General features: G+C 36.7%; 14 protein-coding genes. 3 read left to right on the top strand and 11 right to left on the bottom strand.

Going from position 1 to position 13,724, the window contains the following annotated elements; genetic code table 11:
- Window positions 1–108: 108 nt before the first annotated feature.
- The 9 genes from M0D58_RS12080 to M0D58_RS12040 form a co-directional block, all read right to left on the bottom strand.
- On the bottom strand, window positions 109–741 hold the full coding sequence (locus M0D58_RS12080; RefSeq protein WP_248389556.1) for an NAD(P)H-dependent oxidoreductase: 633 nt from the start codon (window positions 739–741) through the stop codon (window positions 109–111).
- 86 nt (window positions 742–827) lie between these two features.
- Window positions 828–1,562 carry an ABC transporter ATP-binding protein gene (locus tag M0D58_RS12075; protein ID WP_248389554.1) on the bottom strand — a complete coding sequence of 245 codons (735 nt, stop codon included), beginning with the start codon at window positions 1,560–1,562 and terminating at the stop codon, window positions 828–830.
- A 1-nt stretch (window position 1,563) separates the two neighbouring features.
- Complete coding sequence (locus M0D58_RS12070; protein WP_248389552.1) at window positions 1,564–3,030, bottom strand: DUF5687 family protein; 1,467 nt, start codon at window positions 3,028–3,030, stop codon at window positions 1,564–1,566.
- A gap of 438 nt (window positions 3,031–3,468) precedes the next feature.
- A complete protein-coding gene (locus M0D58_RS12065) occupies window positions 3,469–5,118 on the bottom strand; it encodes a DNA repair protein RecN (RefSeq protein ID WP_248389550.1) in 1,650 nt (549 codons plus the stop codon).
- A gap of 65 nt (window positions 5,119–5,183) precedes the next feature.
- Window positions 5,184–6,092, bottom strand: a complete 909-nt coding sequence (porD, locus tag M0D58_RS12060; protein ID WP_248389548.1) for a type IX secretion system protein PorD — start codon at window positions 6,090–6,092, stop codon at window positions 5,184–5,186.
- Between the two features lie 37 nt (window positions 6,093–6,129).
- Window positions 6,130–7,332, bottom strand: a complete 1,203-nt coding sequence (gene coaBC, locus M0D58_RS12055; RefSeq protein ID WP_248389546.1) for a bifunctional phosphopantothenoylcysteine decarboxylase/phosphopantothenate--cysteine ligase CoaBC — start codon at window positions 7,330–7,332, stop codon at window positions 6,130–6,132.
- A gap of 118 nt (window positions 7,333–7,450) precedes the next feature.
- A complete protein-coding gene (locus M0D58_RS12050) occupies window positions 7,451–7,774 on the bottom strand; it encodes a DNA-directed RNA polymerase subunit omega (RefSeq protein WP_027378789.1) in 324 nt (107 codons plus the stop codon).
- 41 nt (window positions 7,775–7,815) lie between these two features.
- Window positions 7,816–8,811, bottom strand: a complete 996-nt coding sequence (locus M0D58_RS12045) for an outer membrane protein assembly factor BamD (RefSeq protein ID WP_248389544.1) — start codon at window positions 8,809–8,811, stop codon at window positions 7,816–7,818.
- A 103-nt stretch (window positions 8,812–8,914) separates the two neighbouring features.
- Window positions 8,915–9,544, bottom strand: coding sequence for a TetR/AcrR family transcriptional regulator (locus M0D58_RS12040; RefSeq protein WP_248389542.1), 630 nt, complete (start codon window positions 9,542–9,544; stop codon window positions 8,915–8,917).
- Window positions 9,545–9,642: 98 nt separating this feature from the next.
- Between M0D58_RS12040 and M0D58_RS12035 the strand changes: the two genes are divergently transcribed.
- From M0D58_RS12035 to rnpA, 3 genes are read left to right on the top strand one after another with little or no spacing between them, the layout of a single operon-like run.
- Window positions 9,643–10,269, top strand: a complete 627-nt coding sequence (locus tag M0D58_RS12035) for a TatD family hydrolase (protein WP_248389540.1) — start codon at window positions 9,643–9,645, stop codon at window positions 10,267–10,269.
- The gene (locus M0D58_RS12030) at window positions 10,262–10,987 is read left to right on the top strand and encodes a tRNA threonylcarbamoyladenosine dehydratase (protein ID WP_248389537.1); all 726 of its coding nucleotides are present in this window, start codon (window positions 10,262–10,264) and stop codon (window positions 10,985–10,987) included. Before M0D58_RS12035 ends, M0D58_RS12030 begins: the two co-directional genes overlap by 8 nt.
- A gap of 23 nt (window positions 10,988–11,010) precedes the next feature.
- Window positions 11,011–11,385 (top strand): ribonuclease P protein component, encoded by a 375-nt coding sequence (gene rnpA / locus M0D58_RS12025; RefSeq protein ID WP_248389535.1) that lies wholly within the window; start codon window positions 11,011–11,013, stop codon window positions 11,383–11,385.
- Between the two features lie 58 nt (window positions 11,386–11,443).
- On the opposite strand, the gene M0D58_RS12020 is transcribed toward rnpA, so the two are convergent.
- Together M0D58_RS12020 and M0D58_RS12015 are read right to left on the bottom strand one after the other, a co-directional pair.
- Window positions 11,444–11,635 (bottom strand): hypothetical protein, encoded by a 192-nt coding sequence (locus M0D58_RS12020; protein ID WP_248389533.1) that lies wholly within the window; start codon window positions 11,633–11,635, stop codon window positions 11,444–11,446.
- Between the two features lie 4 nt (window positions 11,636–11,639).
- On the bottom strand, window positions 11,640–13,724 hold the full coding sequence (locus M0D58_RS12015) for a hypothetical protein (RefSeq protein WP_248389531.1): 2,085 nt from the start codon (window positions 13,722–13,724) through the stop codon (window positions 11,640–11,642).

Raw genomic sequence — 13,724 nt, 5'->3', positions numbered from 1 at the left:
CACTGATTAACACAGATTTTACAGTGTTATTCCGGAGAAATTCAAATAATAAATAAAACACCCTTTCAGCAATTGAAAGGGTATTTTTATGAGTAAAATAATTAATAATTAGTTGATTTCTGTAACGAAATCTTCTTTCGGTTTTCTTATTTTGGTAAGGTTTACCAGCCAGTCGTTCGAAGGATCTCTATATCCCAAAGGCAGTAAGAGAACGCTTTTTAACCCTTTTTCCTGTAGATTTAAAATTTTATCCACTTCTTCCGGAACAAAACCTTCCATTGGTGTAGAATCTACTTCTTCAAAAGCCGCTGCGATAATCGCTGCACCAAACCCGATATAAGCCTGTTTTGCGGCATGCGTAAAGTTTTCTTCAGCAGGTCTTTGCGGATACATTCCCAACAGCATCTGTCTGTAGTTTTCCCATCCTTCATTTTCAAAACCTCTGATTTCATTTGTCAGATCAAACATCCTGTTGATTCTTTCTTCGGTATAATTATCCCAGGCTGCAAAAACCAAAAGATGTGAGCAATCCGTAATTTGCGGCTGGTTCCATGCATGAGGTTTTATCTGTTCCTTAATTTCCTGATTGGTAATGACAATAATTTCGAAAGGCTGCAGACCGCTTGATGTAGGGGCTAGTCTTGCCGCTTCCAATATTTTATCCACTTTTTCCTGTGGCACTTTCTGACCGTTCATTGCTTTGGTAGCATATCTCCAGTTCAGTTTTTCAATTAATTTCATAAATTAAATTTTAGCAGAACAAAATTAATTCATGTGCCATAAATATGGATAAATGATTTTTAAATCTGAAATATTGCTAATATCTATTAAACAGGACTATTCGCACTTTCTGCCGGACTTGAAATCTGGTCTGCAAAATACTGCTCGAGATCTCTCAACGTTTCCGGATTGGTCTGGATATCTTTTACCAGCTGGCCTTTATTTACCACAACAATTCTGTTGCAGACTTCCGTTGTGTGCGAAAGATCATGACTGGAGATAAGGAAAGTAACACCCTCCTGTTTTGATAATTCTTTAATGAGGTTTTTAAGCTTAATCTGCGTGGAAGGATCAAGGTTGGCAAAAGGCTCATCGAGAATGATGATTTCAGGATTTCCGATAATGGCGCCAACAATTCCCACTTTTTTCTGGTTCCCTTTAGAAAGGTCACGGACATATTTCCCGGAATTTAAAATTTCACCGTTGAATAGATCATGAAACTGTTTTAAAAACTCATCAACAGAAGCTTTGTTTTGGCCTCTTAGCTCCCCGATAAAGTAGAAATACTCTTCCGGAGTAAGATAACCGATCAGGAAAGAATCGTCCACAAAAGCAGAAACTTTGTTTTTCCACGCTTCAGATTCGTGTACTTTTATTCCGTCGATGCTTACGAATCCTGTTGTTGCCTGAATCAGATCAAGCATCAGGCTGAAAAGAGTGGTTTTTCCAGCACCATTATTTCCTACCAAACCGAAAGTTTCACCATTCGGAATTTCAAGATGTTCTATATTTAAAACGGTTGCTTTGCCGTATGTTTTTGTTAAATTATTAATTGTGATCATATTAGTCTTTATTTTTGAATGCTTCTAATGTACTATATTTTTCTACCTTATAATGTTTTACGATAATATCGAATATTTTTTCTCTTAATAAAAATCCTATTAATCCCAAAACAGCAATGCTTATCACGCCGGCCTCAATTCCGAGAGAATATTTTACGATTGCAAATACAACCATCGGTAAGAATAATTTAGGAATCAGCAGCAGCAAAGATTTCATATTAAAGCTGTTTTTCTGCCCGAACCTCTTTTCTTTTGCATTCAGGTCAATCTGCATTTTGTTGAATGCCCCAGACCAGAGTGTAAACTGAGAATTGACCCCAATATTATAAATTCCTGCCGCAAAAAAAGTAAGGTACATATCCCATCCGAAATAGACGTAACACAACGCCAGAATGATAGAAAAGCCTGTTACGATATTCATCAGCCACCATTTTGCTTTTAAATATTCTTTGTAAGGAACATTCAGGGTCATCATTAATGGATAATATGAACTGTCGAAAGCAGGAACCCGCTGTCCGAACATAAACTGAAATCCTCCCGTTACAAACAATCCCATAAACATCATCATGGCCGGTGTTTTATAAATAGGTGAAGAGAACATCAGTAATCCGTAGAAAAGAAACAGAAAACTGCCCCATACAATTCCTTTGGTAACTTTATTCCGTTTTAGTAATTTAATATCATTGTTGATGAATGTTCCAATGGCTCCGTATTTATTCAGGAACATGATATTTTCTGTTTTCCCGACCTCTTTTTTAACCTCCAGTCCCTGATCCAGATAAAATACTTTTCGGATATGACTGAAGCAGATTTTCCATAAAGCAGAAAACAATACAACGGAAATTACTACAAAATAAGGTCTTTCGTAAAAATTAAAGAAAAACTTTTCAGAATAATCCAGAACAGGAACAATATTATAATAACCTAATGCTGCCACTCCCGTAAAAATACAGCCGACAATAATGGCAACAATCTCTTTATCATTAAAAAGAATATTGATAAAATTGTTCAGATAAAATAACAGGGAAATTCCTACCAGCCATGCCACGACACCCGATGCATTATATCCATTGAACAATGCGATAATGGCAAAGGTGATCAGAAACAGGGAATTCAGCCAGCTGAAAGCAGACAGAAAAGTTTTACCCATCATATAATTGACCAGCGTTTTCTTAGGAATATTAAGGGTAAGAAAAGGCTTGATGTTTTGTGTGGGTAATTCCTGCCAGATGTATTTCACAATAAGATCTACCGCCCAGGCCGCGATCATAAACCTGGAAACCACTTGTATCGGGTTCTGATGCATTTCCTCCTGAATGTAAAAGAATGCACCAAATGCTCCTCCCACCAAACATGCCATAAAATAGAGAATTCCGATAAAGCGAAGAATTTTCATCGCGAGGTTGATTCCTAAAGAACTTCCTCTAAAAAAACTTTTGAACTCTAATTTCAGGAATTTTATAAACATAGTTATCTTTTATTACATTAGTTCTTATAAAGATATAATTGTTACAATTTTTAACTTTTAATCAAGATGTATTTTACAGTAATCAAAATAACCCTGCTTAGAATCACCCGACACCTACGGAAGTTCCTAACAGTCTGCGTAGGTCTTCAGCAGTTCTCCGTTTGTTTAAAACATTTTGCAGGGAACCAACGGAGGTCTCCGGAAGTCTCCCGCAAGTTGCAGGAAACCAAAGAACCTCTCCGGAGGTTTCAAACATGCTGTTGGTAAGCTCAGGAGATTTTAGCTATAAAAAGAGATACAGACTATCATTCTTCAAGAGTTTAAACGTATGATTAAAATGTTGATACTATATTTAGACCCTTTCAGGATGACAAACTAAATTAAAAAAAAGACCTCTGAAAAATTCAGAAGTCTTTATATTTTAAAATAAATTCAAATTTATCCGATTAATTCTTTAGCCTGCGCCAACGCTGCTTCTGTAATTTTACTTCCGGAAAGAAGCTGGGCTATTTCGTTGAGCTTCTCTTCATCACTCAAAGAAACGATGGTGGATTGTGTTCTTCCGGCCACATCCTGCTTCACCACTTTATAGTTGTTGTTTCCTTTTGCAGCCACCTGAGCGAGGTGAGAAATGACGATCAGCTGCATATCGGCAGACATTTCGCGCATCAGGTTTCCGATCTCTTCCGCTACTTTTCCGGAAACGCCGGTATCGATTTCGTCTAAAATTAAGGTCGGAAGCTCATCACTCTCGGCAATAATTTTCTTTACAGCCAGCATCACTCTCGATCTTTCACCACCGGAAATGGCGGTCTGAATAGGTTTTAAAGGAAATCCGGAATTTGCCTGAAACAACAGCTGAATATTTTCTTTCCCAAATTGATTGAAATCAGCGGTATCCTGCAATTCAATATCTACTCTGGCTTTCTCAAGGCCTAATTTTTTGAGTAAAGCTTCTGTTTTCTTAATAAAGACAGGAATATATTTTTTCCTGTTTTTTGATAATGTGCCGGATAACGTCTGAAGTGATTTTTCTTTTTTAGCAATATTCTTCTGAATATCTTCAATCTGGGATTCCAGTTCCGATGCTCCCTGCTGCTCTCCTGACAGCTGATCCCTGATCTCTATTAATCCGGAAACATCTGTAACATTATGCTTTATAAAAAGGCTGTTGATCCTGTTATTTAACTCAATTAATAAGACCAGATTTTCCGGGTTCACTTCAATGTTTTCTGCTTCATCCTCCAGTTCGGAAATGATATCTTTTAATTCCACGAAGGAAGTTTCCAGCCTTTCATTAAGCTCGTTAAAACTTCCTGACACTTCCGCAATCCTGGAGAGTTTGTTTTTAGCTTCATTAAAAAATGAGAGAATTCCTACTTCTTCCTGATGAAATCTTGATAACACCTGAGCAAGATTATCGGAGATCATTTCTGCATTTTCCTGGATGGAAAGCTGGTTCTGAAGCTCTTCATAATCAACATCGTCCAGGTGGAGCTCTTCAAGCTCATTCAGTAAAAATGTTTTATAGTCGCTTTCCTTATTAGCCTCTGAAAGTTGTGTCTGAAGTTTTTTAAGCTGTATTTTAAGACTTTGAAAATCCGAAAATTCATTCTGATAATCGTGAATAATTTGTTTGTTTTCAGAAAGTCCGTCAATAATTTTAAATTGGTATTCTGCTGTAAAAAGGTTGGAAGTTTCAAATTGGGAATGAATATCGATCAATTGAGAAGACAACTCTCTTAAAACATCCAGAGTGACCGGAACATCATTAATAAAAGCCCTAGATTTTCCTGAAGGCAGAATCTCTCTTCGGATAATGGTCTGATGTTCATAATCCAGATCATTTTCGATAAAGAATTTTTTAAACTGATTATTTAAAGCAAATTCGGTCTCAACAATACTTTTTTCTTCTGCTTTTGAGATCGATTTTACATCTGCCCTTTCTCCAAGGATCAGTCGCAAAGCACCCAAAATGATAGATTTTCCGGCACCAGTTTCCCCGGTAATCACCTGAAGACCGTTATTTAAAGACACTTCAAGGGTGTCGATAAGGGCAAAGTTTTTAATGTATATTCTCGAAAGCATTGATAATAGCGGTTACTTTAGCTATTGCAAATATAGAACATTAGATTTCAGGATTCAAGTGAAGATTACTGTTTCCATTTGTTCCAGCGGGATTCTGTGCTTTTAGGAGAAAGTATGATCAATTCGTTTTTCAGATCTGCCAAAACGATCCCTCCATTGTTCCCGGAATTAAAAATATTAAAGATCTCATCAGCCTTCGTATCCATAAAAAGATTAAAAAAATAGGCCTGCTGGAAAGAATTTTCGTATTGCCTTAACTGCATTAAAGCATCAAAAATCACTTTTTTAGCTGCAGTCTGGTCCTGATTAAAGAGATTATCAAGTCCTGCTCTGTGATAAGAATAGATGGTTGCACGCAGCTGGTTCCAGTTCGGGCTCATTATTTCTTTGATTAAAATAGAACGGCTTCTCGGTTCATTAATCTGCTTCCACCCATCGTACGTATTCTGAGACTCTCCGTTCTGGGCAATTTGCTGGGCTTTCTGAAACCATTGCGTTCCTGCCATCGACTGAAAACTGTCTGCATCAACTCCTAAGATTACATAAACATAAAAGCTGATCACATCAATAAGATTTTTCCCGGAAAATTGTCTTTCGTTGAAAATAAGATTTTCATTTTCCACGTAATCAAAAGAAAAACGCTGATCCTGAAGATTGAGAAGCGGAGATTCATAAGTGGTATTATACACCGGGCGAACTGCCTGTACGACAATGCTTCCCCTAAATCTGTTTCCGTCTCTTTCGCTGATAACAATCGCAAAATTTGATTTTATCTTTTCAAAATTCTGAAGCCTTTTTCCTGTCCAGCTTGTGTTGTTAATGAAATCCCTGAGGCTTTTTTCCAGCGCTTTGTATGCCGACTGGTTACTTCCGCCCAGCTGTTGGGCATTCACCTGTACGGTAGCCAGCAACTCCTGGGAGAAACTTTGGCTGAATAAAAACAGAATTAAAAATATGCTTAAAAATTTTTTCATTTTTATAGTAAAGATTGAGAACGGAAATTTATTAAAATTATTTTAAAATTTGAGCTTCAATACAATCCAGAATATCTTTAGCGACATCTTCTTTAGATTTCAGATCAAATTCTTTCTTTTCCGTTCTGGTAAATATTTTTATTTTATTGGTATCGTTCTTAAATCCGGCACCTTCATCACGCAAGGAATTCAAAACAATCATATCCAGATTTTTCTTTTCAAATTTTGCTTTGGCGTTTTCTTCTTCATTCTGGGTTTCAAGCGCAAAACCAACTAAAAACTGCCGCGTTTTCTTCTCGCCCATGGTCTTAAGAATATCCGGATTTTTAACCAGCTCTATCGTTAAATTTTCATCATTTTTTTTAATTTTTTCCTTAGCAACTTCCTTAGGAGCATAATCTGCAACTGCTGCACTGGCAATTCCAATATCAACAGTATCATAAAATTCAAAAACTTTTGCCAGCATATCTTTTGCCGAAGTCACTTTATGCAGTTCAATACTTTTATTGATCGGTTTCTCAGAACTTGGTCCCGAAATCAAAATGACTTTTGCTCCTCTTTTTGAAGCTTCCTCTGCAAGGGAAAATCCCATTTTTCCCGAAGAATGATTCCCGATGAATCGTACGGGATCAATCGCTTCGTAAGTAGGTCCCGCTGTAATTAAAACGGTTTTGCCTTCGAGTGTTTTTTTAGTATTTACATCAAAAAAATCTTCTATTGTCCGGGCAATGGTTTCAGGTTCAGACATTCTTCCCTGTCCGCTCAGTCCACTTGCCAGTTCGCCGGTTTCGGCAGGAATTACAATATGCCCGAAGCTTTCCGCCAGTTCGAGATTTCTTCTGGTTGAAGGGTGTGCATACATATCGAGGTCCATTGCGGGAGCGATAAAAACAGGACATTTCGCTGACATATAAGTCGCAATGACAAGATTATCACACATCCCGTGAACCATTTTGGAAAGAGTACCCGCGGTACAGGGTGCAACAATCATCACGTCTGCCCAAAGTGCCATTTCCACATGGCTGTTCCAGGTTCCGTTGTCACTGTAAAAATCTGAATATACCGGTTTTTTGGAGAGGGTGGAAATGCTAAGCTTGGTTACAAAATGTTCAGCATCAGGTGTCATGATGACCTGTACTTCTGCTCCTTTTTTAATAAAATCCCTGATCAGAAAGTGAATTTTGTACGCTGCAATTCCTCCAGAGACCGCGATGAGAATTTTTTTCCCGGAAAGGCTCATTCAATTTAATTTTAAGAATACTAAATTACTTATTTTTTCTTACAAACCTGTTCGAACAACAAAGGTCATAAAGAAAAGATTTCCTTTATGACCTTTATTTATAAAAATATACTGATTTTTATTTTCTTTCTTCAGTTTTTCTGAAGTAAATATCTTCGTTCAGCCATTCTTCAATAGCAATGGAAGTTGGCTTCGGAAGCTTTTCGTAATGCTTTGAGATTTCGATCTGCTCTCTGTTTTCGAAAACTTCTTCCAAGGTAGAATTGTGAACCGCAAACTCATCAAGCTTATTGTGAAGTTCCGTACGGATTTCAGCATTGATCTGCTCTGCTCTTTTTCCCATGATAACAATCGCTTCGTAGATTGAGCCTACTTTGTCTTCAATCTTATCCTTATCGTAAGTAATGGTATTAACTTCTGCTTTTGTATCTTTTACACTCATTTTGAGAATATTATTTTTATTTAAGTTCGCAAATTTACGAATTATCTTTGAATTTTGAAAGTGGCTGCCGGCGGAGGTGTATTAATCGCTGCACTATCTCTTCGGATTTGTGTTGCTTTCTTCTCTGCCTCTACCTGATCTTTCATCTGCTGCTCTGTTTTTGTCTTTTCATCGTTCTGAGCCTGAAGTTTTTTCTGTCTTTCCGTTAATGCGGCAATTTTTGCTTCGGTTTGCTTTTTAACAACTACAAAATCTTTCTTTTCTTTTTCAAGTTTTTCTCTGATATCAAGTGCTGTTTTGGCAAGTTCCGTATTTGGCATTTCTTTTTCAATCTGTCTTGTAAATGCCAATGCGCTTTCAATTCGCTCATCTTTCAGGTCATAAACAGACTTTGTAGCCAACTCATATCTTGATTTTATGATATAATCATAAATCTGCGGACGAAGTTTTGTACTCGGGAAGTCTTCAAGAACATTTTCCAAGGCTACGTTAGCCGCTTTATATTCTCCCATTTTGAAGTACTGTCTTGCGTTTTCATAGGCTTTGAATTCAAGCTTATAAGATAGTTCATCAATCAGGGTACTGATATTTTTGGATCTTTCCGAATTCGGGTAATTATTCAGGAATTCCTGAAGTTCTGTGATGGCAGACTGTGTGGTAGACTGATCCAGGTTATAATCCATGGAACCTTCATAATAACACAAAGCGGCCATATATGCTGCTTCTTCAGCTCTCGGATCTTTCGGGAAATTCACCGCAAAGTTTTTAAACTGATTTCCTGCTAATCTGAAATTCTTATCGTAATAATTGGCATAAGCTGTATTAAATGCAACATTTGGAAAGTCATCCGTTCCTGCCACTAAATTGGCAAGCCTGTCATAAAGAGCCAATGCATTTTTCCATTTCTTTTTAGCGAAATTGTCATTGGCGGTTTTTAAGATGAGATTTTTATCCGCACTTTTCATTGCTCTTTCCTGATTGCTTACGCACGATGCTACTACCGCTACAGCAAAAAGACCTAAAATATATTTTTTCATATAAAAAATTCAACAGTTTTCGGATTATACAGCCGATTTACTAATTTGCAAAAATATAACTTTTTTGTCAATAGATTTTTTTTTATGATTATTTAACGTAAATTTAGTCTGCTGCGTATCCTAAAATTGCAAAAACACTCATTAAGAGATTCATTCTGACTTTTTTTTCTGCCTCTTTGGAATAGGTTTCCTCGCTTTTATTCGGAACATAGAGTTCATAAAAATTCCGGTTCCGGATTACAAATAAAGTGGATCCGATAATGGTGGTGAGAATATCTTCCGGTTTAGGAGTAAAAGTGAATACACCTGAGGTAACTCCTTTTTTTATTACCTCATCCAGTTTTTTGACAAAAAGCTGATAAAAATCCATTAATTCGTCTTTGAGATTTTCCGTATGGCGGAGTTCCTGGGTAACGAATCCGTGAAAGTAATTGTATTTAAACAACTGTGCGACAATGTATTTAATAATTTCTTTCATCTGCATTTCCGGTTTCCCTTCTTTAATAGTATCTGCAAACTCGGAAAAATTTTCTCTTGTTTTCAGCACCCGATACTGATAAAGATAAGACATCATTTTTTCTTTAGACCCGAAATAATAAGAAATCATCGCAACATTGATATTTGCTTTGGAACAGATGTCTCTTACGGATGTGCCTTCGTAGCCTTTTTTTGCAATCAGCTCTTCGGCAATGTCTAAAATGTGTATTTGTTTTTCTGTAAATTTTTTCTTCATGCAATGCACTTTGAAGTAAAGTTAAGAAATTTTTAACAGATTTTATAAACGTTCGTTTAAGAATTTACGCAAGATGTAAATTAATAGTATTTTTGAATATGGAATTTTTTGATTTTCATCATCATAAGAAAAATATTTCTTTCGGAATTTACAACCTGGACCTGAATAGTGTTCCGACTGATATTCCGTACTCCATTGGGATTCATCCTAAAGCTATTAACATCAGAACCCTAGAAGAGCAGTTTCAGTGGATTGAATCTACTATTACAGAAAACTGTATTGCCATTGGAGAATGCGGATTGGATTCTTTTGCAGAAGCTGATCTGAAAATGCAGGAAGATGTTTTTCTGAGGCAGATCACAATCGCCAATGAGATTAAAAAACCTGTCATCATTCATTGTGTACGAAAATTTTATGAAGTGATTTCTTTTAAAAAGTATGCCGAACAGCCCATGATCATTCATGGTTTTAATAAAAAAGAAAGCATTGCTGAAGATTTGCTTAAAAATAATTTTTACCTGAGTTTTGGAAAAGCGCTTTTGTATAATTTATCTTTGCAAAATACTTTAAGAATTACTCCTTTAGATAAAATCTTTTTAGAAACCGATAATGATGATTTTGATATCAGAGATCTGTATCTAAAAGTTGCAGAAATAAAAGCTATTTCGCCCGAGGATTTACATCAACAAGTTTTAGAAAATTTAGAGACAATAAAAAATGGATAAATACTGGCTGGAAAGAACGGAACTTCTGATCAAAGAAGAAGGTCTGGAAAAGCTAACGAAGGCAAATGTACTGGTTATAGGTTTAGGAGGAGTCGGTTCTTTTGCCGCAGAATTCCTCGCAAGAGCCGGAGTCGGCAATATGACAATTGTAGACGGCGATACGGTAGACATCACGAATATCAACAGACAGCTTCCTGCGCTGCATTCAACCGTAGGAAAACATAAAGTGGAAGTGGTGGCAGAAAGACTTTTAGACATCAATCCCAGGCTTCATTTAACCAAAATCAATGAATTTCTTAACCCGGAAAGGATGGACCAGGTTCTTGATGAAGGAAAATTCGACTATATCCTAGACTGTATCGACAGCGTAACGCCTAAGCTAACCTTGCTAATTGCTGCGAGAAGGAGAAAAATAAAAGTGGTAAGCTCGATGGGAGCCGGCGGAAAAACAGATCCCAGTAAAGTTATGGTGCGGGATATCAGCAAAACCCATAACTGCTACCTTGCAAAACAGGTACGGAAAAGACTGAAAAAGGAGAAAATCAACAAAGGAATCCGTTGTGTTTTTTCAAATGAAATTCAGAATGAGGAAAGTTTAAAGATGACTGACGGGAGCAATTATAAGAGATCTTTTTACGGAACTATCAGCTTTATTCCTGCAATTTTCGGATTGTATGCGGCAGCAGAGGTAATTAATTACCTGGTGAAAAAAGATTAAATTCTCTTATATTTACGTCGTAAATGACAAACTTTAAATATCCCAGAGCTGAAAAGCTTAAAAAAAACACCGAGATTTCTTTACTTTTTGAAAAAGGTAAATGGCGAAGCAATGGGAACCTGAGAATTATTATTCTGAAAGATAAGACTGCCGCGCCTGTTGAACATACGAAGTTTGCGGTATCGGTTTCAAAAAAATATTTTAAAAGAGCGGTACACAGAAACCGGGTGAAAAGGCTGCTCAGAGAATGTTACCGTCTTCATAAAGATCTTTTTAAAGAAAGCTTCGGGAATAAAACAATGGCCATGCTTTTCTGGATATCTCCTGAAATGCCTGAGAAGTTTCAGGATGTTGAAGAGCAGTTTATAAAGCTTTGCCAATCGATGAAAAAAGATTAATAACCGAGAGTAATTCATTATCAGCATAAATAATTGGGGCGGAAAATTTCCGCCCCAATTATTTTATTTTTTTTGTATAATTTCCTACAATAATTCCCAAAGGACCGATTAACGGAAAAAGAATCAATGCCAGATAAGGCAAAATACCGGATCTGTTTTTAAAAAGAACTGCTATGGCTGTTGCATACAATACAGCGACGAATATAGCAACAGTTAGTATCTGAAAAGCATTTATGGATAGTATATTCATAGATTTATCCTTTGGTTCTGAAGTCTTTTATTTCCTGAATCCTGTTTTCATAATATTCCTTCTTTTCAGGTGTTTTTTTAATGAGGGTTTCGAAAGCCTTAATGGCTTTTGTGTAAAGCTTTTGTTCAAAATAAAGGTTGGCCAGTGTCTCCGTCATCAAATGAGAAATATCGTCTCCTTTTTCCTTTATGATAAAATTACTTTCCTCCTTCAGCTGGCTGATTTTAGGATTATTCTCGATAAAAGTCTCAATGACCTTATTTTTGACTTCTGTTTTATCTTGCTTTGTTTCCGAAGATCTGTCAATCTTAAGCCAGCTTTGCCATGTATTGATGAATCCCGGAACATTGCTGTCAAGAAGACTGGATTTTTTGTTTTCCACTACATTTTCAACAGAAGAGGCTGTTTCTGCTGCTTTCTGTGCATTTTCCTGCTGTATTTCCAATTTTTGTTCTTTCTTTTCAGGCTGAGGAATCGTCCATCCTGAGCTAAAGAATGACACATTCATCACCGGTGCTTCCTCTTTATTCTCCTTCTTCATTTCCACAGCTGTATCTTCATCTTCTGATTCTGTAAGTTCTTCCGGCTTCGCAGGTATATTTTCAACAGGTTCGATAATTTCCGTTGTCGCTAATGAGCCCGTTTCTTCAGAAATTTCTTTTTGAACAGCTTCTGCTTTGGATTCAGCAGGAATTTCAGGTTGCGGCTGAACATTTTCTACAGATTTACTTAATAAAGAATCAGGAAGATTGGATTCGAGTGACATTGGCTTCCATGCAGTATTTACTTCCGGAGCCTGTTCAACCGCTGCTTTATTTTCTTCTGAAATTTCTTCCACCTGTTCTTCTGAGGCTTCGAGCTGAACGTTGTTTTCAATAACGCTTTCTTTATCTGTTTCTTCAGATTTCGGTTCTTCAGTTTTCACCTCAAAACTTTGTGTTTCCGAAAAGCTAATGTCGTTTCCTGCATTTTCCGGCTCTTCCTCTATTTTAGGAGTTTCGGAAGCTGCTTTCTCTTTCATTTTTTTCTCAACCTCTTCAATCAGTCTGCGCATTTCATCTTCATGCTTGCTGAAACCCGGCTGGGAAATTTCCTTTATTTTTTCATCCGTGTTCGGTTGTATTTTCACTTCCGGCAGGAAAGATTCCATTCCGTGGAAGCTTAATTCGGAATCATCATGAAGGGTTTCTTTTTCCTCAGACGATGAAAGCCTGTCTTCATTAACAATTGTTTCCGTAGTGAAGTCGGCTACTTCTTCTGTATTTTCATATTCAGATTCATTTTCATTTTGAGTGATCTGAACATCCGGAAGAAATGATTCAGTTTCATGGAAACTTAATTCAGAATTGTTTAAAACCTCTTCTTTTTCGGATTCGGACTTTATTTTTTCTTCTTCAATAATGGTTTCCGGTGTATAATCCTCAGCTTCAATAATTTCAGGATCTTCATCCTCCTGAAGAAATTCCTGATCTTGTACTATTTCTTCTTTTTTATCAGGTTTTTGAGTAATAATAGAACCGGATTCCAGTGTGGATTCCAGATCAATCACCTCAACATTGTCATCTTCAAGAAAATTCTCTTCTCCTTCAAATAAAATTCTGTTTCTTTCCCCGTTTACAAAAACTTCTTTGGCTTCAGGCTTTGGCTCCGGAGGTATTCCAAAACTATTTTCGTCGTCAGCAAGTATTTCTGCCGTCTCTTCAACTGTTTCAGGATGATCTTCCGAAACGGGTTCTTCTTCTCTTTTTAAAGGAAAAACAGAAGCTTTAGACCGCAATAAAAGCTGAAGCGGATTTTCCATAGGAATGATTTTTTCCTGTATTGTTTCCGCAGGAGTTTCTGTCTTAGGTTTCTGTTGGATTTTACCGTTAATCAGCTGATAAAGGATTTTTTTATCCGTGGTATATGCTGCTGTGGTAGAGAGCACTTTCTGATAATTTTCTTTATCATACAGATGAACTCCATACAAGTACAATGCTCTGATATTTTGAATATAGGGAAAAGAATTAATTTCCTCTTTCAGAAGATTGAGATCTTCCGACTGAATGCTTTTTGGGGTCTTTAATAATTCTAAAACTCTATGATTCAT

It is taken from the genome of Chryseobacterium nepalense, assembly GCF_023195755.1.
GTDB classification, from domain to species: domain Bacteria; phylum Bacteroidota; class Bacteroidia; order Flavobacteriales; family Weeksellaceae; genus Chryseobacterium; species Chryseobacterium nepalense.
The sequence above is the reverse complement of the archived record's forward strand: the minus strand, read 5'-3'. Positions and strand labels throughout refer to the sequence as shown.